The sequence below is a fragment of the Pseudomonas sp. HK3 genome, from assembly GCF_052920985.1.
Genome location: NZ_JBREXD010000001.1, coordinates 1,913,032 through 1,933,874, shown reverse-complemented (window position 1 = coordinate 1,933,874; position 20,843 = coordinate 1,913,032). Strand labels below are relative to the sequence as shown.

16 protein-coding genes and 1 pseudogene are annotated in these 20,843 nt (G+C 41.5%); 1 reads left to right on the top strand and 16 read right to left on the bottom strand.

The window, feature by feature from the left end:
- Positions 1 to 222: 222 nt before the first annotated feature.
- Both ACU6U9_RS09045 and ACU6U9_RS09040 read right to left on the bottom strand, forming a co-directional pair.
- On the bottom strand, positions 223 to 1,371 hold the full coding sequence (locus tag ACU6U9_RS09045) for a dicarboxylate/amino acid:cation symporter (protein ID WP_446734698.1): 1,149 nt from the start codon (positions 1,369 to 1,371) through the stop codon (positions 223 to 225).
- On the bottom strand, positions 1,301 to 1,582 hold the full coding sequence (locus tag ACU6U9_RS09040; protein WP_446734697.1) for a hypothetical protein: 282 nt from the start codon (positions 1,580 to 1,582) through the stop codon (positions 1,301 to 1,303). The genes ACU6U9_RS09045 and ACU6U9_RS09040 overlap by 71 nt, the downstream gene beginning before the upstream one ends.
- An 851-nt stretch (positions 1,583 to 2,433) precedes the next feature.
- On the opposite strand from ACU6U9_RS09040, the pseudogene ACU6U9_RS09035 reads away from it, so the two are divergent.
- A pseudogene (locus ACU6U9_RS09035) lies at positions 2,434 to 4,879 on the top strand (acyl-CoA dehydrogenase).
- 72 nt (positions 4,880 to 4,951) lie between these two features.
- Here ACU6U9_RS09035 and ACU6U9_RS09030 read toward each other — a convergent pair.
- The 14 genes from ACU6U9_RS09030 to ACU6U9_RS08965 all read right to left on the bottom strand — a co-directional run bounded on the left by ACU6U9_RS09030 (position 4,952) and on the right by ACU6U9_RS08965 (position 20,740).
- Complete coding sequence (locus tag ACU6U9_RS09030; RefSeq protein WP_446733053.1) at positions 4,952 to 5,578, bottom strand: outer membrane beta-barrel protein; 627 nt, start codon at positions 5,576 to 5,578, stop codon at positions 4,952 to 4,954.
- A 439-nt stretch (positions 5,579 to 6,017) separates the two neighbouring features.
- Complete coding sequence (locus ACU6U9_RS09025) at positions 6,018 to 6,686, bottom strand: energy transducer TonB (RefSeq protein ID WP_446733052.1); 669 nt, start codon at positions 6,684 to 6,686, stop codon at positions 6,018 to 6,020.
- A gap of 88 nt (positions 6,687 to 6,774) precedes the next feature.
- The gene (locus ACU6U9_RS09020) at positions 6,775 to 7,200 is read right to left on the bottom strand and encodes an ExbD/TolR family protein (RefSeq protein WP_446733051.1); all 426 of its coding nucleotides are present in this window, start codon (positions 7,198 to 7,200) and stop codon (positions 6,775 to 6,777) included.
- 2 nt (positions 7,201 to 7,202) lie between these two features.
- Entirely contained in the window at positions 7,203 to 7,997 is a 795-nt protein-coding gene (gene exbB / locus ACU6U9_RS09015; protein WP_446733050.1) for a tonB-system energizer ExbB, read from the bottom strand.
- Positions 7,988 to 8,377, bottom strand: coding sequence for a YbaN family protein (locus tag ACU6U9_RS09010; protein ID WP_446733049.1), 390 nt, complete (start codon positions 8,375 to 8,377; stop codon positions 7,988 to 7,990). The genes exbB and ACU6U9_RS09010 overlap by 10 nt, the downstream gene beginning before the upstream one ends.
- Positions 8,378 to 8,381: 4 nt before the next feature.
- Positions 8,382 to 8,999: a biliverdin-producing heme oxygenase gene (locus ACU6U9_RS09005; protein WP_446733048.1), complete on the bottom strand. Its 618-nt coding sequence runs from the start codon at positions 8,997 to 8,999 to the stop codon at positions 8,382 to 8,384.
- 77 nt (positions 9,000 to 9,076) lie between these two features.
- Positions 9,077 to 10,369 (bottom strand): HlyD family type I secretion periplasmic adaptor subunit, encoded by a 1,293-nt coding sequence (locus ACU6U9_RS09000; protein ID WP_446733047.1) that lies wholly within the window; start codon positions 10,367 to 10,369, stop codon positions 9,077 to 9,079.
- Positions 10,370 to 10,371: 2 nt separating this feature from the next.
- A complete protein-coding gene (locus ACU6U9_RS08995) occupies positions 10,372 to 12,093 on the bottom strand; it encodes a type I secretion system permease/ATPase (RefSeq protein WP_446733046.1) in 1,722 nt (573 codons plus the stop codon).
- Positions 12,080 to 13,972 carry a hypothetical protein gene (locus ACU6U9_RS08990; RefSeq protein WP_446733045.1) on the bottom strand — a complete coding sequence of 631 codons (1,893 nt, stop codon included), beginning with the start codon at positions 13,970 to 13,972 and terminating at the stop codon, positions 12,080 to 12,082. The genes ACU6U9_RS08995 and ACU6U9_RS08990 overlap by 14 nt, the downstream gene beginning before the upstream one ends.
- Positions 13,973 to 14,023: 51 nt before the next feature.
- On the bottom strand, positions 14,024 to 14,674 hold the full coding sequence (locus ACU6U9_RS08985; protein WP_446733044.1) for a heme acquisition protein HasA: 651 nt from the start codon (positions 14,672 to 14,674) through the stop codon (positions 14,024 to 14,026).
- Positions 14,675 to 14,775: 101 nt separating this feature from the next.
- The gene (locus ACU6U9_RS08980) at positions 14,776 to 16,602 is read right to left on the bottom strand and encodes a hypothetical protein (RefSeq protein ID WP_446734696.1); all 1,827 of its coding nucleotides are present in this window, start codon (positions 16,600 to 16,602) and stop codon (positions 14,776 to 14,778) included.
- A gap of 19 nt (positions 16,603 to 16,621) precedes the next feature.
- Positions 16,622 to 19,114 (bottom strand): TonB-dependent receptor domain-containing protein, encoded by a 2,493-nt coding sequence (locus ACU6U9_RS08975; RefSeq protein ID WP_446734695.1) that lies wholly within the window; start codon positions 19,112 to 19,114, stop codon positions 16,622 to 16,624.
- A 93-nt stretch (positions 19,115 to 19,207) separates the two neighbouring features.
- Entirely contained in the window at positions 19,208 to 20,215 is a 1,008-nt protein-coding gene (locus ACU6U9_RS08970; RefSeq protein WP_446734694.1) for a FecR family protein, read from the bottom strand.
- 21 nt (positions 20,216 to 20,236) lie between these two features.
- The gene (locus ACU6U9_RS08965; protein ID WP_446734693.1) at positions 20,237 to 20,740 is read right to left on the bottom strand and encodes a sigma-70 family RNA polymerase sigma factor; all 504 of its coding nucleotides are present in this window, start codon (positions 20,738 to 20,740) and stop codon (positions 20,237 to 20,239) included.
- Positions 20,741 to 20,843 lie beyond the last annotated feature (103 nt).

Here is a 20,843-nt window from a genome sequence, read left to right as displayed (position 1 = left end):
CCACGCTAAAGCCGCTCAAGAGCACTCAATCTAATATCCCTGCTTATCGAGCTAACTTGATTAATCAATAATTAACCAAGAAGCCATGATAAAAAATACTACAAGCGCACCAATGTTAGCCTAAACCCTTTGGTTCATCGCCTGTCACGATAACGTGACACATGGGTATCAGCTCATACCTTCAAACTTAATGCCTAATCACTAAGTCTTTTAAGGCTTTGCTTATTCAAGCGCGATTTTTTCAGCATCTGGTTTGTTATCCATATGCTTGTCTTGTGTAAAATATTCAACCGTACTGCACGTCACCACATCGCCTAATACATTTACGGATGTACGGCACATATCCAATATTCGATCGACCCCTAAAATCAACGCAATACCTGCTGCGGGAATCCCCACCCCTTCTAGCACCATGCTTAAAATGATAATGCCGGCACCCGGTGTTGCAGGTGAACCAATCGAAGCCGCCACCGCCATTGTGACAATAAAGACATAACTAGACAGACTTAAATCCACATTAAAGACCTGCGCTAAAAACACAGTGGCAACCCCTTGGTAAAGGGCTGTCCCCGTCATGTTAATAGTGGCCCCTAGCGGCACTAAAAAACGTGATATTTCAGGTTTTATATTGAGTTTTTCTTCTGTCACTTGTAGCGTGATTGGCATCACTGCAGCCGAGCTACTGGTTGAAAAAGCCAATAGAAGTAATTCACGTATATTGACAAAGAAATATTTAAGGCTGTGTTTAAGCGTCAGCTTTGCCACAACAAAATATAAAATCGCAACAATCAATAACCCTAATAAAACGGTCAACACATAAATGGCCATACCCGCTAATACATCAATGCCTAAATTAGCCACTAATCGGGTGATCAACCCAAATACAGCAATAGGCGCTAATAACATAGCCCAAGACACAATCCGTAAACTGACTTCTTGCAATGCACCCAACAAATCAAATAACGGTTTAGACTGAGACGCAGGAATCGACAATAACGCAGCACCTAATACCGCTGAGAATAAAATCACCTGTAACATTTCACCCGATGCCATTGAAGCAAGCGGGTTTTTAGGAATTAACCCAGATACTTTTGCCGGTAATTCCGATACCTCTGGAAACCCTTTAGCAACCGTACTCACAACAGAACCTGCGTCTATATCGGTCAGCGCAGTTGCATCAATAAAATGCCCAGGCTGAATATTAAGCGCCAATAAAATACCCACTGCAGCGGCTAATGCTGTGGATGCAAAAATAAAGATAAGTGCGATAAACCCATTTTTCTTCATGGCTTCTGGATTATTATTTGCCGCCAATCCTCTCACAATAGAAGCCATCACCAATGGCACTACGATCATTTGAATAATGGCCAAGAATACTTGCCCAGGTTAATGCTAACCATGCGGTAATGGTTTTCACTAACGGTGGTGAAACCAGATTTAAGTCAGGGCCCAACAACACACCAAACATTACGCCTAGCGCAAGTGCAATAAGCACTTTAAGCCATAGCCGCCCATGAATAAGTTGGTCAAATTGATCCACTAAATTTTTTAATGGTGTCATAAACGGTTTTGCTTTTATCATTTTAAATCCCATCTAAAAAACCAAACGGCCATTTATATTCAATCACCGTTAATGTTTTATTATTACGTAACTAACAGGCATCTACTGTTAGTTACTGCCGATTTTTTCACAACCAAAGGAGTCTTGTGATAAGGCATTCCAGTTGTCACATACGCTAAAAACTAATTACCGGCATTTTCGCATTCACGTCATCGTTTAACTTAGTTTTAATCGCATGGCCCTTTTTAGCGCACATATAAAAGCGCTTCAGCTATGTCGGTCATGGTACTTGTTTTTGAAATTGCGATGAGTCTCCTCAAATGCAATTGAGCATCAAGTATGCGGCGATCGCTAAAGCCTTTACATAAACAAAGAGATTAAGCTTATATTGCTGAGTACACTCACCGATCACACACTGAGTACCTTGTACACTTAATTTGTCTTTTCCAATTTTTATCCTCTAGCCGTTTTTTCTTTGTCCGGATTAAATACGTCAGTTGTGAGCTTAGCCTTGCCGTTTATACTCATCATTGCGTCTAAATTACATCTAAATTGTTGCGTTAATATTTGAACTCAATTTGTATTATTTTCTTCAAAAACAAGTACATGCAAAAAAATTTGTGCCAGCGTCATCGCTTTTTCTAGCACATGAGTAAAAATTAATGCCTTCGGCTGAGTGAATGATCCACATAAAAAAACCTTATCCCTACAATTCTAGACGCTTAGAGCGCCATCTCACCTGATGCAAATCAATATAGTACACGCCATTAACCATAGTAATAACAGGCTATTTATAAGGTCTCAGTCTAACCTTACAAAACAGATTACAAACCCGCTAGGATTAACCCACCTTTCACAGTTAGGGATCTACTATGTTTTGGCTTTTATTACTTATTACCGTTGCTGGCTTGATTACCGTCATGCGCAAAGAAGCAGGGGCAATCGCAGCGATCGCTGTCTTTATCGCCATGGGGTTGGCAAGTGCCGCCGTTGGTCACAAATTATTAGGATTTGTTTTATATTTAGGTGCGGCCGCAACCGCACTAACAGGCTTAGTGCCTTTTAGGCGTTTATGGCTAACACCCAGTCTTTTTAATATGTTCAAACGTGTGGCACCAAAAGTATCGGCCACCGAGCAAGTGGCACTGGATGCCGGAACCGTCAGTTGGGATGGCGAGTTATTTTCAGGCAAACCAAACTGGAATAAATTACTTGAGAACCCATGTGGTGAACTCAGCGCAGAAGAACAAGCTTTTATAGACAAGCAGTGCACTGAAGTTGTCTCAAAATGCAACAGCTGGGATGTGGCCGTTGAACGCGCCGACTTATCCAAAAGAAGTATGGGACTACCTAAAGAAAGAAGGCTTTTTTGGCATGATTATTCCTAAGTCCTATGGCGGCTTAGAATTTTCAGCAAAAGCCCAATCCGCGGTATTACAAAAGCTCGCCACCAATGAAAGCTTAATGGTATCCGTTGGCGTGCCCAACTCGTTAGGGCCCGGTGAACTGCTGTTAAAATACGGCACCCAAGAACAAAAAGATCATTACCTGCCACGCTTAGCCGATGGCCGTGAGATTCCTTGCTTTGGTTTAACCGGCCCTCGCGCTGGCTCAGATGCAACGTCATTGCCTGATACTGGCGTTGTCTGTAAAGGCGAATTTGAAGGCAAAGAAGTGCTTGGTTTAAAACTCAATTTTGAAAAACGCTGGATCACCCTAGCACCCATCGCCACCGTTGTCGGCTTAGCGTTTCGCATGCTTGATCCTGACAACTTACTAGGCAAAGGCAAAGACCGCGGCATCACTTGCGCACTGGTTCCGCGCAATACAAAAGGCATGGAAATTGGCCGTCGTCATTGCCCTATCGGTGGGCCATTTTTAAATGGCCCTATTAAAGGCACAGACATGTTCATTCCGCTTGAGTACATCATTGGCGGTGAAGAAATGGCGGGGGAAGGCTGGCGCATGCTGGTCGAATGCTTATCGGTCGGCCGCTGTATTACACTGCCCTCTGGTGCCGCTGGCGCCGGCGCTTATGCGGTCGGCACCAGTGGTGGCTTTACAAGAGTACGTCGCCAGTTCAATACCCCCGTCGCCGATATGGAAGGTGTACAAGAACCATTAGCTCGCATTATGGCCAATACCTATATTGCCCAAAGCGCAGTTAAACACACCGCAAACATGGTCGATAACGATGAAAAACCATCGGTACCTTCTGCCATTTTAAAGTATCACTTAACCGAAATGCAGCGCAGTATTTTGAGTGACGCCATGGATGTACATGGTGGCAAAGCCGTTACCCTTGGGCCTCGTAATTATCTTGGCATTGGTTACAGCAGCAACCCTGTATCGATTACGGTAGAAGGGGCTAACATCATGACTCGCTCATTGATGATTTTTGGTCAAGGTGCCATTCGTTGCCACCCATATGTATTGGATGAACTGGTCGCTAAAAATAATGATGATATCAAAGCGTTTGATATCGCCTTCTTCAAACACGCTGGTTTAATTTTTGGTAACGCCGCTCGCGCACTCACCCTTGGTTTACGCATTGGTAAAGCACAAGTGCCATTTGATGACGCCGCAAAACCTTATGCTCAGGGCGTTGCTCGCTTTAGCGCAGCCTTTGGCTTATGTGCCGACGCCGCCATGAGCACACTTGGCGCCGAGCTTAAAATGCGTGAGCTTATTTCAGCTCGATTAGGCGACATACTTTCAAATATGTATTTGGCCTCTATGGTGTTAAAAAACTGGCACGAATCAGACAAAGTAGACGGCGAAAAAGCGCTCATGCAATACAGTCTTAATCTGCTGTTATATAACATGGAAAATTCATTAGATGAGTTTTTACAAAACTTACCCAACCGAATCGTCGCCCAAACATTACGCGTACTCACCATGCCGCTAGGTCGTCGCTGGGACAAACCCCATGATGACTTAACGCGTGAAATTGCTGTTAGCTGCTCTAACGATACTGCCATTCGTCATAAAATATTAGCCGGATGTTGGACCACGCCCGGCAATGACAAAGTCGATAACCCTGTTGCAAGATACAACGAGCTATTAAAAGACTACGAAAAAGCAGAAGAGCTGTATCGCCGAGCCAATAAAGCCTATGCCAAAGGGGATATTCCTATGGAAGCACTTCACCCAGAGCAACGTTTTAGTGAAGCACTCAAGGCTAAAATCTACAGCGAAGGGGAAGCCGAATTCATGGCAAAATATGAAGCGAATGTACTGGAAATGTTAACGGTAGATGACTTTGCTTTTAATGCCTTTGCGCAAAACAAAGCAAGTGTAATTAATCACAACCCTTAAACACATTAGTTTAAAAATAAGTAGGCATAAAAAAACCGCTCATTGAGCGGTTTTTTTATTGAAAATTACAAATTAAAATTTATAACGGGCAGACAGAGCAACAGAACTTAACACTGAAGTGAGTTCAATCTCCTCAGTACCGCTATAATAACCATAATCATAGCTATAGTTATTCTGATATTCGATTGTTTGCCATGAAATCACTTTAACCTGATAAGCCACTTCAAATTCTATGTGCTCATTAACAGGGATCAATAGACCCGCCATTACATTGAAAGCCACACCTTCTAAATCACCGTTATTATAAAAAAGCTCGCCAGTATCTTCATATTCATACAACCCAAAACCCACACCTAAATAAGGCTGTACTGTAGCATCCTTTAGAAAAGGGAAGTGCCAATCGATATCAACGCCAGAGTATTCTGTTTCCCCACCAGAAGATTTCGTTTCGAGATCAATAGAGGTAAAACTTAACTGAACACGTTTTTGGGATCGAAATTGATATCCGATTATAAGCCTAGTTTGATCTTGATCAACATCAGTGTCAGTCATCATCCCACGTGATTCTGCCTCAATCGTACCTGAGCCAGTAGAAAACCCAAAACCCAAGTATATGTGATCATTATCTTCATCCGCCATTACGCTAAACGAACTAGAAAGCACCAAACAAGAAACAAACATTCTTAACAACGTATTCACAAATATTCCTTTGCAAAATTAAAAGTTGGCGGATTATACATACGCTGTATTTTAAATAAACAATATAAACGTCGTTCGTGATGAAATAGGCAGAATCCCCTAAATTAGCAATGATATCGACATAATTCCCTAAATAAGTCGCGTTTTGGGTAACAGAATAATTGGTTTACTTAGATCTAGAAGAGTGAACCATGAAACACAGTCAGAAAATAGATAATTACCAAAAGTCAATATACCCGAGTATATAGGAAACTATTATTGGCCTTCTCTACTCGCATAAAAGCAGCCTAATTATATCAATCAAATAATTGAGCGTATTACATTCATACTAAAGCGAGACCACAAGCCCAAACGTAGTACGGGTTTCATCGGTTATAGCATCATTATCGTTATATACCGATTCAAGCACAAAGTGCACATGAAAACATAGAATAAAATATTAAAGTAAAAAGAAATTAATAGGTACAACCACATTCTTATTACTTGCAATAAAGACATGAGGAGGCGAAGGTAAGGGCAATGCTCGATTGATCACCGCCTTCGCTTCCCGATTTAATAGCGGGAATTTAGATTCATCTAAAATTTTTATATTGGTTGCAAAACCAGAAACATCAACATCAAAACTGACCAAAACACTACCTTGCTGATATTTTTTTCTAGCCGCTATTGGGTAGCGCTTGTATTGCATTAAATGTGCGAGTACTTTTGCCTGCCAATCAGCAACTATTTTTGTATTCGCAAGTGCGCTATCACCTTGGACTTCTTGACTGTTTTCTTTTTCATTTTTTTCTTCTTTAATTTCAACTGCTCTAAATTCTTCTTTTACGTCCGGTTGATCATTAAGCTCTAATTCATTTATTTCTTTTTTATCAATGACGGCATCTTTTTTCTTTACAATATATTTTTTAAGTTGTCCGTTATCAGACTGACTAACATGAATATCATGTGTTTTATCTGGTTTTTCTTGCTTTTTATTTGATAGCCTAGATTTCTCTGATATGTCATTCGCTATACTGTTATTAAAAGATGCCGGTGCAATAGTAATCGCAATAGGGGCCGTATTTTTTATTGGCTGAATTACCGAAATTTCAAATGAATGAATCGCCATAAAGTAGACACCAGCGTGTAATAAAAAAGCAATCAGTAACGATATCGGCCACAGCATACGAACCGAATGACCTCCTATTCGCATGCTATTACTCTGCCTTATTGCTGATTAACGATATTTTTGTATAACCTGCAGACCGAATGTCATCTAGCAAGGTTACAAAATTGCCATAATCCACTTTATTATCTGCTCGGATATAAATAACACGCCCAGTATCATTGTTCGTCATCGTCATAATTTCAGATAATAAATTTTCTTTCTTTGTCTTTATTTTATCATCATTAATGTAAACATCTAATTCTGGTGTTAAAGATATAACAATTGGATCGTCTTCTTCTACCTTTTTATCAGACGATGAGGATGGTAATTCGAGTGGAATTTCGACTTTAGAAAGCGGAACCGCCACCATAAAAATAATAAGCAATACCAACATAACATCAATAAAGGGGGTCATGTTTATTTCTGATATCTCTTCGATTGGGCTACTGGATTGACGTGAAGGACTTGGCATCATATTTATTTTTTAACCGCTGCTATAGCGGCATTATCGTCAAGCAAAGAACCGTGATATTGTTTTAAATGCAATTCTAATTGTCGACTTGCTATTAATAATATATTTGACGATATGACATCTAAATGTTTTTGATATCCAGTTACTTTACGGCTAAAGTAATTATAAAAAATGACGGCAGGTATTGCGGCTACTAAGCCAAATGCAGTTGCTAATAACGCCTCAGCTATCCCTGGTGCGACCACGGCTAAATTAGTCGTTTCATTTTCAGCAATTCCAATAAAACTATTCATGATCCCCCATACAGTACCAAACAAGCCTATAAATGGTGCAACCGAACCCACGGAAGCTAAAATTCCCGTCCCGGTTAATCGCTCAGAAACAAGTGCGACGGTGATTGTATTTAATCTTTCTATAATGCGGGACTTCGCTTTTTCATCATCCCCCGTGTGATGGACTGTCCAATCGTATTCTTGCTTGGCTGCACTTAATAATTCATATTCCGGCGTGTTCTTATTCATCATGACACTTTCACCAAGCTGCTGGGCATTAACGATGCTCATATTTAACGCCTTACTGTTTTTAATGGCCGATGTCAGCTCTACTTGTTTGACAAATAAAATGCTCCAACATACAACAGATGCAAACATCAATGCGCCCATCACAGTTTTTACAACCCAATCAGCTTGGTTTAGCAGTGCATCTATGCTCAATTCACCGCTACTATTTTCTGAAAACGCATCCATTGAGATCACACATAAGAAAAGTACTAGCAGTGATGATATTTTTTTTACTGACATTTTTGATTCTCATTATTCGATGACGAACGACTCGGGCGACTCCAAATCCAGATAGCACCTATTCCCATGCCACATGCGGCCAACACAACAGATGGTATATGTGTAACAAATAAACACATACCGATTAACCCAATAATCATTGTACACGCAGATATAATTTTATATTTCAACGCGACAACTCGATCGTTATGCCAATCCTTCAAAGGGGGTCCAAACAATTTATGACTGTGTAACCATTGCTGAAGTCGCGGAGAGCTTTTTCCCGCGGCCCATGCCGCGATTAAAACAAACTCTGTGGTTGGTAACCCTGGTGTCACGACACCAAGAAACGCAATGGCGATACAAATATAGGCAAGGCATAAATACGGCCATTTCAACACGAGACTAGAACTCCAAAAAAGCAGCGCGAGCCTGATCACGAACAAATGAAAATGCAGCCGCTGCGCCTTCGCACGCTTGTAGCTGTTCTGTTTCATTTAATGATAAAGCATCAATTTTGTGTTTGAATTCACGCCAATGTTTTCCTCTTCCATCAGAATGGCCCGCTAAATGTGACGCGCCAAACTCTTCATGACAACCCAGCTCTTTAGCAAATTTAAACAAAAATGCACCGCCAATATTTGAACCCTCTATTGCATAAAGCCAACCAAGAGCCTGTGCATTGGTTATATTAAGGACAGGAATATTTTTGACGAAAAGAGGTAGCTCGGCTGGGTCTTTCATTAAATCTAAGCAATCATTAATGACTTGCTCAAGACGGCAATGACCTTCTAATCCAGAAAGCTGTTTATTTAACGTTTCGTTATGATACAAAGGTTGCACCAACCAATGAAAGCAATACTGCATACGCAAAAATCGCGCATAATTACCCAAGCTAGCAAACGGCTTACTTTTCATGATTAGTTGATCAAGAGATTCATGGCTGTCATGTGTGCTCATTTTCAATCGAACCGTAAGGGGATGAGTCACTTCAGACAAGTGCTCTACAGCATCTTGAGTCATGATATTTCCTATATTAAATTATCCATTTATATATAAGACGAACAGCACTGATAAAAGTACCGTTTTTTATTGAAAATTTAATTTTCAGCCAATGCCTTAGGAATGCGATCAAATACAGGCTTAAACAAGTAACTCAGCATAGAACGTTCACCATTGCTCATAAATGCCTGCACAGGCATGCCAGGCTGCAACACTAGTTGATTCGTTGGACCACTATCAAATGCGATACTCGCGGCATAATACGGCTGGCCTGTGTTTTCATTAATTTGCCGATCTGTGGCCAGCTTCACTACTTTCCCGTCTACTTTTGGGGTTTGGCTACGATTAAACGACGTAAACATTAGCTCTACCACTTGGTTCATGTGAATACTATCAATCACATCAACAGGGATTTGAACATCAGCCACCAACTGCTTGTTATGAGGCACAATTTCCATGAGTATTTCAGCGGGTTTAACCACGCCTCCTTGGCTATGGATATTCAGACTAACCACCTGACCTGACACACTGGCAACAACATCACGACTTTGTTGAATCAACTCAGCCGCTTTGTACTTTTGAAATGAGGCATCCAGTGTCATCTGACTGTCTATCAACTGCTTACTTAATTGATGGTTATGATTGGAAACTAATTGCGTAAGTTGTGCATTAATCTCACGAATTCTTGCGACTTGGTACTGTAAGTCTGCTTGTGCACTTGCACGCTCAGTACGCGCCTCGGATGCGATAAGTTGCAATTCATCTAATTTATCTTTTGCTGCAAAACCTTGTTGGACTAATTCATTCACATTATTTATGCGTTTATCATAAAGTGCTAAGCGTTCATCTAAGCTATTTATGACATTTTTTAATCCCGCTATTCTTGCTGAGGTACTGAGTCTGGATTCCACGAAAACCTGTTTATCGCTTTCTATTATTCGCTTTGAGTCCAATAAAAATCGTTCTTGCAACTGCAATGCTTCTTTGACAGAGTCATCATTATCGATGACAGCTAATAACGTTGAGTTTAATATAATTTGTGTGCCGTTTCGCTCAGCCTGTAAACGCAGTTTTTGAGCAATATTAGAATAGTATTGAAGCCTAGCCGCATCATATTCTGCTTGAGTTGCAGAGCCATCCAAGCGCACCAGTAACTGCCCTTTTTTAACCCACTGCCCATCCTCTACTAAAATATCACTCACAATTCCTTTTTCTTGCGCTTGAATAATTTTGCGGTTACCTGCAACTATTAAATTACCATCCACAACAACACCTTTATCTAAAGGTGCGAACGATGCCCACACTATGAATATACCAAAGGTCATACCAACTACGAGCCAGCCTAAATAAACGGTTTTTTTGGTGCTATTAAGTGTTGCCATATTTTTCATATCTAAACCGCCAATGGCATGTGAGCCGTTGTCTTTACTGCATTTGATGCTTGTTGCATCACATCCAAAACTTGTTGCTTAGTACTGCACGCTTTTACCATGCCGTTATCTAGAATTAAAATTCTATCCATTGCATTCAAAACAGCGCGCCTATGCGTAACCAGTACAACCGTTGTCTTTGATTGCTTTAACGTTTTTAGCGCAAGCATAAGCGCCGCTTCACCTGCATCATCAAGATTAGAATTTGGCTCATCTAAAATAAGTAATTTAGGGCTGCCGTATAACGCACGAGCAAATCCTATTCGTTGCTGTTCTCCGCCAGATAAACCGCTGCCGTTATCCCCAAGAATGGTGTCATACCCTTGTGTCAAACCGACAATCATTTCATGCACGCCGGCTAATTTTGCCGCCGCTATTATTTGCTCGTCATTGCGATCGCCAAAACGTGAAATGTTGTCGGCTATTGTGCCAGCAAATAAGTTTACATTTTGCGGAAGGTAACCGATGTGTGAGCCTAACTGCTGTGATTGCCATTGCTGTAGGTCGGCATCATCTAGACGTACACGACCTAAACGTGGCTGCCAAACCCCTGACAATAATTTAGCTAATGAACTTTTTCCTGATCCTGACGAGCCAATAACTCCTAGCATCTCACCAGCGTTTATCGTCATATTAATACTGGTTAATGTCGGTTTTTGTGCATTAGGTGGCAGCACGGTGGCCCCTTCTACTACCAATTTTCCTGTTGGTTCTGGCAATTGTAATTTTTCTTTTTCAGGCGGGTACGTAACCAATAATGTATTGAGACGATTAGCCGATCGCTTAACGCCTTCCCACTGTCGCATGCTACTGACAAGCTGTTCAACCGGGGACAGCATTCGACCAATCAGAATAGTACCCGCGATCATCATACCCGGTGTAATATCACCCTGAAGTGCAAGCCAAGCCCCCAAACCTAAAATTAATGACTGTAATAACACCCTTAAAAAACGCCCCATTGCCACTAATAGTCCACTGCGTTCGTTGGCTAATATTTGTTGCTGGCGGCCATATTGATAATTGTCTTGCCAGCGACGTTGCAGCACACCCAGCATGCCCAATGACTTAGCGGTATTCGCCTTACTAATATAACTTTCCGCTTGTTTCATAGACTCATCGGATTTTTTACTGGCCTGCGTGAGTGGTTTTTTTACCCACAAATCATTCGCAAATGCCAACAAAAATAACAATGCGGCCCCTACTAACGCCACACCACCTAACAGTGCATTGAATGAAAATAATAAAAGTAAATAGACGATAACCCAAGGCGCATCAAAGAATGCAAACACCGCACTGCCCGTCATAAAATTACGCAATGTTTGCGTATCGTTTAATAACACCGTTGCATTATTTTGCCCTGTCGTGATTTGATGAGCCGCAGATGCGCTGAATACTTTTTCAGTTATTTGCTCATCAAATGCACCGCCGATACGCACCATGACTTGGCTGCGAATCCACTCTAAAAATCCCATTAAAAAAAGTAACGCAATCACCATGACGCTCAACATGTACAAGGTCATTTCGTTGCCCGATGTTAATACACGATCATAAACTTGTAACATGTAAATCGCAGGCGCTAATAACAGCAAATTAATTAATGCGCTAAATGCCGCAGCATGAATAAACTCTGATTTATGCTTAAGCGCCATATCAAGAACAGGGCGCAAGGGATCACTCGATATCATGAGTGCATCCTTTTTTATGCCTAAGCAAAAGGAGGCTTATGCATAAAAGATAAAATATTGAGCCTCCGTTGCCATATGACAAGCGCTCTGAATTAGAAACCTTACCCTCAACACTGACATTAATGGTGGTCACAGCACCAATACGGCCACCTTTAATATCATCATGACAGTTTAAGGTGTAATAATACGTGCCGGCTTCTAACGTCAATATTAAAGAGCCAAATGGTGTAATGGTTGCGTCTTGCGCCCAGCCATCCCCCTGTGCTCCGCCTGTTGGAATACAATCCGATGTATTGACCGAGCTCCAAACCAATTCGGTGCTTTCACCTATTTTAATAGAGGTAGGTGTACCACTTATATTCACGCTGCCACCGACTACGCGGGCATTTAAATCCACTTCGAACAACGTGCCATGGATATCAAACTGATATTTTTTAAAATTATTTGAAACATAGCCACGACCGCCAAATCGACTTGTTCCATACAGGCGACCGTTGTCTGCCAACATTAATCCTGAGGGGACTTTACCGTCTGTATCGTCACCGGGGCCGCTTTTAAAATTATGCACATGTTCAAAACCACTGTTTATCACGGCACCGTTCACCACTTGAATGTCGGCCAGTTTTAACCGATAAATGGTTCCATCTAAGGTCATGTTTAAGGGTTTTTTAGGATACTCATTCCCTTCTATTGTTCTGGTGCTAATATATGTTTTATGATCACCTCCGCCCATCGTGGTGCCGTACAGGTAGCCATCAGCAATCGTCATGGGTCCGCGAGGCTGGCTACCATCACTATCAGAAAAAGTATGTAAAATTGAAAAGTCTGTGCCGTCTTTTTTAATGCGGTATAAGGACCCATGAGGATTAGAACCATCAATATGCGGGTAAGGTGTCTGAATAAGGTGAGCATTCTTAAATGAAAAAAACTGATACTTACCGCCGCATACACCGTTCAAGTAAGTCATTATCGTGCCCAAGGGAGTCACGCCCTTGGTGTTACATGTCCCCACTGAGGTGCCACCGTATAAGTAGCCTTGATCATCTTCTTTCAAATACGCACTGATATAATTATTATTTAAGTCCCAAGGTATCTCCCCTTGATCTAACGTAAATTCATGTAAAAGCGTAAACCCTTTATCTATTGCACTACTGTTGGGGTCTAGCCGATATAACGCCCCAACTACAAAATCATCCGCCGCAGATAACGTATCAAAATAAGGGATACCCCGACGATAACCCAATAAACCATAAATAACGCCGTTGCTAATCATAAATCCATTAGCATGGCTGTATTGCCCCACAGGGCCAGAAGGGAATTCATATACGAGTGTGAATGTTTGGTCTGTTTCAAACCGCCAAAGCCGTGATAACGATTCACCATTGGAATCCATAAAATACAAACGCCCTACGTCATCAAAAACAGGTAAGACGTATACGTCGTTAATTATATTACCGCTCTCAGAATCCTTATATAATATTTGAGGAGACGCGCCATCAGGATTCGCTTTGGCCACATCACCTTTTGAGCCCACCACATAAATTTCATGTGTTAATGGATGCCTTACAAAACCTGAAGGCGCAGACATAGCAAAACCATCAACTTTAGTATGGTGCCCCCTTGTGGGCGGCATCGTGTAAATACTGCCACCAGCCAGCCCAATAATTTGTTCTCGCTCATTGTCATACCATGGGGGGCTTAAAGGATAGCCTGTACCAGGAGCAGGCCATTGACTCGTTGAAGGTAATGTGTGAAATGACGTGAGATAATTCACTTTAATATCATCCACTAATGTGGTTGCCATGGTCATATTTATAAAACCACACACCATCACACCGGCCATAAACATACGTTTTATAAGTAAGATAAATGTCACCATGTACTCCTAAAATAAAACGCACTTACGCCAAAAGACGTAAGTGCTAATGGATTAAGCCGCTAGCAATAGATCAGCGCTGACATCTGGTGTGACTACGTCATTCAGACCCACAAAATCATCAATAGCATCGATTAATGTACTCACATCTGTGTTCATTAATGCATTTACAATTTCATGAGTATCATTTGTTTGCGTTGCATCATTACGACCAATCACATCACCGTTTGCATCTACGCCATTGTTTAAACCAATGGTGTCTAACCCATCAATCGTGACGAGCTCATCACTGAATGAATACTCACCATTTGCGTCTTTTACCAAACCAGAACCAAATGTAATAGACGTAATTTCGCCATAAAGTGTGTGAGTTGGGCCCGCAAAAAAGGTGTAATCCAAATAGCTTCCATCACTGGTTTCGATAATGAAACCAAGTTCTGTATCGCTGGCACTATCTGTCCCACTAAACGTGTATTGTGTGCCAGAGAAGGTGCCAAATGCGCCCCAGAAACCAAGGTCTACAATTGGATCTGGGTTTTCTTCACCAGCAAAATCACCCACACTTTTGTCATAGTCGGTTGAGGTCAAGATACCGTCGGCCCAAGTGAAAAAATTCCCTAACGTATATACGTTACCTGTTTGGTCGGTTGAACCATTTAAATCAAGATTAAAAAACGATTCGCTGTACGTTACGTCAATAGACATAATTGTCTCCTTAAAAGTTGAGGTTGGTTATACTGGTTAGGTGCTTAAAACAACCTAGGATTCACACCCAATCAATATTTTTGCCACAAACTAACGTGGGCTTAATGCGTTTCACGGCGGATTATTGCCAGCAAGGCTAGCCCTAATAATAACCAAGGACTGTTTGATCCACCTGAACTACCAGAACCTTTGACTGAATCGGTACCAGTACCAGTACCAGTACCAGTATCGGTGTCGGTGTCGGTGTCGGTGTCGGTGTCAGGTATATTCTTAGCATCGTCTTCTTCAACGGTTACGCGCACAGAATGGCTGAAAATTTTTCCGGCGGTATTCTCACAATGTAATGAAAATATTTTTTCACCTGTGTTAGCCGGTGTTATCGCTTCACTGGCGTCGACCGTTTTTTCACCTAACCAATCACCAGAAGCCGTGCAACCTGATACGTTCACTGTGTTCCAGTTCAATACCAATGTTTCACCTAGTGTGATGTTGGTGTTCGATGCTGATAACTGTAGTGATTGCGGCTCGACACTGAAACTAAAAAAAGCACCTAGTTCATCCTTATTATTCCCTGCCGTTACACCATAAAGTGTTTGCATATGGTCACTGGTTACCCCCAGTGATAATCCCATCGGCGTCACACTCGCTAGCGGTGCAAACGCGGTTAATATTTCAATACTGTCATTATTTCGCTCGGCATCACTCACCGTATCGGCACTGACATTTATGCGGTATAACGTGCCGGATAAATTTTGCGTATTAGTTGAGCGTGTTGTGCCATAAATATTCCCATCAGCCGCGAATACAACAGGGCCTATAGGTTCTTTGCCATCATCAACGGTCGCTATACCATTTTCACCTTGACCAAAAGTATGTAATGACGCGAAGGTAGACGCATCTGATTTTTTAACTTTCCAAATGGCTTTAGGTGATGTGCCATATAACCAATCACCTGCTTCAGCCAAACTGTGTGTATTAATTATATGATCATCAATAGGCCCGTGATTGTTAGCAGAAAAAGTGCCTAATACATCAACCGGAGACGTGCCATCGTTAGTCATAGTGGATAACGCTACTTTAAACACAGTACCTGATGCCGTATCGCCTGCGTCTAAATCCTCTGGATTACCAGAACCAAACGTCCCTGTATTTTTTTGCCCTAACCCGTATAAAGCTTGGTCTTGCGCACTAAAAATAATTGCAGCAGGCGCCTGCCCTTTTAAATACACAACCTCATCACCATCACCTAAGGTGTAATCATCAAGCGTAAAATCAACAACCGTTGATAGCTCACCTGCCGCACTGAATTTAAGTAGTGCGTAATAACCGCTAACATGGTTTAAACCAGAGAAATAAATGTCATCGTTATCGTCAATCGCTAATTGGCCTGAAATATTAAAATCGCCATTATTAAAATTTGTCAGATCAACATTCGTTAGCAAATCCACTATGCCATCGGCTGCATTCCATTTATATAATGTGGAGACTCCGCTTAAATCACCGCGCGCATCACGTTTACTTGCACCATATACATTGCCTAAACTATCAACCACCGATGTAGAATCAAAACTCATGTTTTCTGTCGTCAGTGGATTTTCTGTCACACTAATAATTTGCTCGGTTTGCCCGAGGTTTTCTAGCAATACAAAGCCTGATTTTTGCATTTTCTTATAGATATCTGAAATATCAGTCGGGTTGGTTACCGTCCCACCACCGGCTGTCACGGAGCCAAATAGTGCATTTTTAGAGGGAATAAAAACGGGCGGTTTAGCGGGCGCCATACCTTTTTTCCCCGCCATGAATTCTTGTAGGCCGCCTGCAAATTTATGTATGAAATTAATTTCTGTATCCGCCTGAGCATGTATAGACAAGACACTTAAAACCGTAACACTCGCGCACAGTATTTTTTTAGATGTTTGAAAAAACATTATTATTTCTCCTTATTAATTAAAATTTAAATGCCATAGTGGCGGTATACGTACGCCCCGGAGCAATCCAGTATGATGTGCCATTGGATTCCGCATAATTTAAGTCTGTAAGATTATCAATTGCTAAACGTAACTTAATTGCATGACTCGGTTTATACTCCACCCAGCTGTCATACACCCTCCAATCGACCACGGATTCATAGGATTGCCCTCCTCGTCCATTGTTATCTTCAAGGCGCATGCGAGCCGCCACATTCAAAGATGAGTCAAACCACTTCGCGCCTATTGTCAGTGCGGAGCTGTGAAGAGGTGGTGGAATATAAAGTGTGCCTCCCGTTTCTATTTTTCCCAAAGACGTTTCTGGGTAACCCACCACACTGCCTAATGGGTAAGGGTCATAACCACCATCGCCTTTATCTATTGCGTTTCTTGTATAAGATAATGTGGTAAAAAAATGAAGCGCGTCATAATCAAACTGACACTCCCAACCCTCAAAAACCATTCGATCTGATAGGTTCACATAGCTGAGTATCATGTCCTTATCACTTACGGCTGTTGGGCTCATAACAAAACCTTGAACAATGAAATTTTCGACCGTATTTTGAAATATAACCGAACGCCACATTAATGAATCTGATTCAGTCAATATGTTATTTTTTTGAAAATTAAATCCGACTTCTACATTTACGGATTTTTCTGCATCTAACCCAGGGTTAGGATAAAACGGAAACGAATCACCAACATGCGCGCCAAATAATAATGTTTCAGTAATAGAGGGCGGGCGCACACCACTGGCAGCACTCATGAAAACTTGAATCATGTTATTGATGGGATAAGACAAACGCACAGACGGAAGGAAAAACCCTTCATTTTTTGAAACATCAAAATCACTATAGACATCCGTCACGGCTGGCATAATACCGGTTGGATTTTTGATCTTGCCAGACAAAATTTCACCATCGCCTGATAAAAAGAAATGTTCGTAACGAATACCTGTCAACAACGACCATCCTGAATCATGTAGCCACTCGCTAGTGGTGTACAGACTCAATAAACTGCGCTCGCCAGCTGGTGTGCCCCCTAAATACCAGTCCGCATTACCACTGCCGACCGTTGTTTTAGTTGCTTTAGGTACGGTTTTATCTATGAAAAATTCCATTCCGGTTTGAATGGTAAAAAATGATTGTGCATCTTCCCATACAAAGTTACTTGCGTTATCAACCCCTATACCCGTTGTGTTTATTTCATAACGTAAATCAAATTCACCATATCCCTCTGATGAATCGTATTGATGCTGCTTGTTTTTCGTTTGTGTGAAATACACATAAGATGATAAATCAATTAAGTCACCACCTGGCTGATAGGCGTGATCAATTTTGTAAACCTCATTGGTTACCTCACTGGTCGATGCCGCAATCCCTTCTGTACTGGTGCTGCTGCCTTCTTCAAATTCAGCTTGAAACCCGACAAAACTAAACTTTAAAGAAGATGCTTCATTTATTTTCCAATTACTTTTTAATAATGCAGACCATTGGTCTTGTCCTGTGAATTGGCTTATTTCTTCAAAATATCCACCATGCCCAGAATTACCACCATGTTGACCTTTATCAAAGTTGCCAATAGATTTACGTCCAGCGGCCACTACTAAATCGATGTCCTCGTTCAGTTTTATTGCCCCAGCCACGTGTCCAGAAAAGTCATAGCCATTTGTGCCTGTTGTTATGCTTGCACGGCCGCCTTCTTTTTTTCCGGACACTTCATCCTTTTTTTCAACAAGATCTCCAAACGCCAATGTATTAAAGTTTACAACACCACCAATGGCCCCTGCGCCGTCTTTACCTGCCACAGGGCCTTTTGAAATCGATACCCCTGAGAGTAATTGCGGATCAATGTAGACCACACCATTAGCCCCGTGTCCGCTTTGTTGAAAATTTTGGCGAGCACCGTCAATCATGACGTTGATTCGACCAAAGTCTTGCAAGCCACGAACATTCACCGCGACTCCTGGGTTTTGACGACTTTGACCTGCACTAACACCTGTCACATTACTAAACACATCTGATGTATTACGCGGTGTGATTTTATTTAATTGCTCTGAAGGTATGTATGCAATGGATTGCGCTTGTTGGTACACCTCAACTTGCTTGGTATTTTTTGCAATGACATCCAGTGAATTTAATAAATACCCATCAACATCATTCAACGCCACTTTAGATTTCACCAAAAACTCACCACGCTCACCTTGCACGGCAACCAATGGTGTATTGACAAGCAATGCATCAAACCCGCTTAGTAGACTAAACTCACCGCGCAAGCCTGGCGTTTTTAAATCCCCGACACTCTCGGGGTCATAGTGCAGAACAATGCCCGCCTGCAAAGCGAGCGTGTTTAATGCTTGTGAAAGTTTTCCCGCAGGAATATCCAACTGGTACATGGGCTCAGCAAACGACACGACTGCGTATAGCAGCAATGCGATCAGCACATGCAAACTGAGTATTTTTTGTCTTTTCACACAGGCCTCATAATACGAATGATTCTTGTTTATTTTTTATGTATTAGTAAGACGAAGTGAAATAAGAAAGGGACAGTAAAGAAAAATTTAAATTTAAATTTTTGACACAATAATTGAAACACCACTCAGACGAATGGTTTTCACATTGGGATTTTGACTCAACATGCTGATGACAGTGGTAATGTCATTGGTGGGGAAAACACCTGAGATATTCACGCCTTTTAAGTTATGTTTATTATAAATTAGCAGCCCAGACTTATATTTATCTAGCTGATCTAATACAGACGCAAGCGGCTGATCATTTACAACAAGCCGATTGTTTAACCAGGCTGTTTCAACTGACAAGTCAATATTTTTAGCCAACGATAAATAACCTTTGTTTACATTACTGCCTTCGCCTTCTATGGCTTTGACACAATGAACTGTTGTTCTTTGGTTGTCATCAGCTGACGAACAAAACTTCACCCTTGATTCAGTAACGGCCAGTTGAGTACCATCAGACTCGGTAGACACAGAAAATGCAGTGCCTAAAGCCGTGGCCACAGCCGATGTTGTCTCTATAATAAATGGCCGATTAGGATTACTTGCAACCGTTGCATGCACTCGCCCGCGATATAAAAAGAGTCGTCGCTCTTTTTGACTATATTGAATATCAATCGCAGAACCGGCATCCAAAATAATTTGACTGCCATCCTCTAAGATGTGCGTGGATAACCGACCATCAAATGAGGATAAATCAGAAGTAAATTTGTAATAAATATTACTATCTAGTCCTATCCATAAGCACACAAACAGTAAACATAAATTGATAGCGCTATTGCGAATTGTAGACGCGTATTTTTTGGAGTCCGCACAGCCGTCTAGCGCTTGGTTAAGTATTTGACTATTGTTGGATTGGTTATTTTGGTCAATGTCATCAAAACATTGCCAAACTTGTTGGATTTTTTGATAGGAATGCCGATTTTCTTCGCTTTCATTCATCCAGCATTTGAACTCATCTTGCTCTACATCTGTTGCTTCATCAGACGATATAACCGCAAACCAGTAAGCCGCTTGCTCTTGTCTTGGGGTGGCTTTTTGCTTGCGATGAAGAAACGTCATAGTGTTTCCGATGAGCTCTCGTCAGTCTAAATCAAGGTGAGTAAGGCAGTGCAATAACGATTGAGCGATATATTTTTTAACCATACTGACTGATACACCCAGCTCTTGAGCAATGTCTTTGTATGCTAGGCCATCTATGCGCGCCATTAAAAATGCTTTACGCGGTTTGTCCGCTAGGCCTTCTAATAAACTCGCCACTTGTTCGAGCCGCTCGATGTTAACGTGAATTTCTTCAGCGGATGGAGCCACGTCATCACTATGCATATGCAGCTGAAGATAAGCGTGCTCTAACTTTTTACGACGAGCCTTATCAATAATAAGACGGTTGGCAATGGTCGCAAGATAAGCCTTTGATTCACGAACATCGGGTAATACAACCGAAGCACTAATAATGCGCAGAAATGTATCTTGTGAAATATCCTGTGCGTCTTGTGCACTGCCTAAACGGCCTGTTAAAAACCGTACTAACCATCCATGATTTTCGCTGACAAATAGATTCATGCTATTTTCGTCACAGGCGGCCATAGACCTAACTCCGTCATACAGACCTTTCATGCCTGCTAATGCTAATGATTATCATTTGTGATAATTTACCATTTAAAATTTGATAGATCAATCAATAATCATC

Coding starts and splice junctions, on each gene's coding strand:
- ACU6U9_RS09020 (WP_446733051.1), bottom strand. CDS start 7,200: ATGATGCCAAGTCCTTCACGTCAATCCAGTAGCCCAATCGAAGAGATA.
- ACU6U9_RS09040 (WP_446734697.1), bottom strand. CDS start 1,582: ATGATAAAAGCAAAACCGTTTATGACACCATTAAAAAATTTAGTGGAT.
- ACU6U9_RS08970 (WP_446734694.1), bottom strand. CDS start 20,215: ATGACGTTTCTTCATCGCAAGCAAAAAGCCACCCCAAGACAAGAGCAA.
- ACU6U9_RS08990 (WP_446733045.1), bottom strand. CDS start 13,972: ATGGTGACATTTATCTTACTTATAAAACGTATGTTTATGGCCGGTGTG.
- ACU6U9_RS09025 (WP_446733052.1), bottom strand. CDS start 6,686: ATGGCGATTCATTCATTTGAAATTTCGGTAATTCAGCCAATAAAAAAT.
- ACU6U9_RS09005 (WP_446733048.1), bottom strand. CDS start 8,999: ATGACTCAAGATGCTGTAGAGCACTTGTCTGAAGTGACTCATCCCCTT.
- ACU6U9_RS08995 (WP_446733046.1), bottom strand. CDS start 12,093: ATGATATCGAGTGATCCCTTGCGCCCTGTTCTTGATATGGCGCTTAAG.
- ACU6U9_RS08965 (WP_446734693.1), bottom strand. CDS start 20,740: ATGGCCGCCTGTGACGAAAATAGCATGAATCTATTTGTCAGCGAAAAT.
- ACU6U9_RS09000 (WP_446733047.1), bottom strand. CDS start 10,369: ATGAAAAATATGGCAACACTTAATAGCACCAAAAAAACCGTTTATTTA.
- ACU6U9_RS08985 (WP_446733044.1), bottom strand. CDS start 14,674: ATGTCTATTGACGTAACGTACAGCGAATCGTTTTTTAATCTTGATTTA.
- ACU6U9_RS08980 (WP_446734696.1), bottom strand. CDS start 16,602: ATGTTTTTTCAAACATCTAAAAAAATACTGTGCGCGAGTGTTACGGTT.
- exbB (WP_446733050.1), bottom strand. CDS start 7,997: ATGTCAGTAAAAAAAATATCATCACTGCTAGTACTTTTCTTATGTGTG.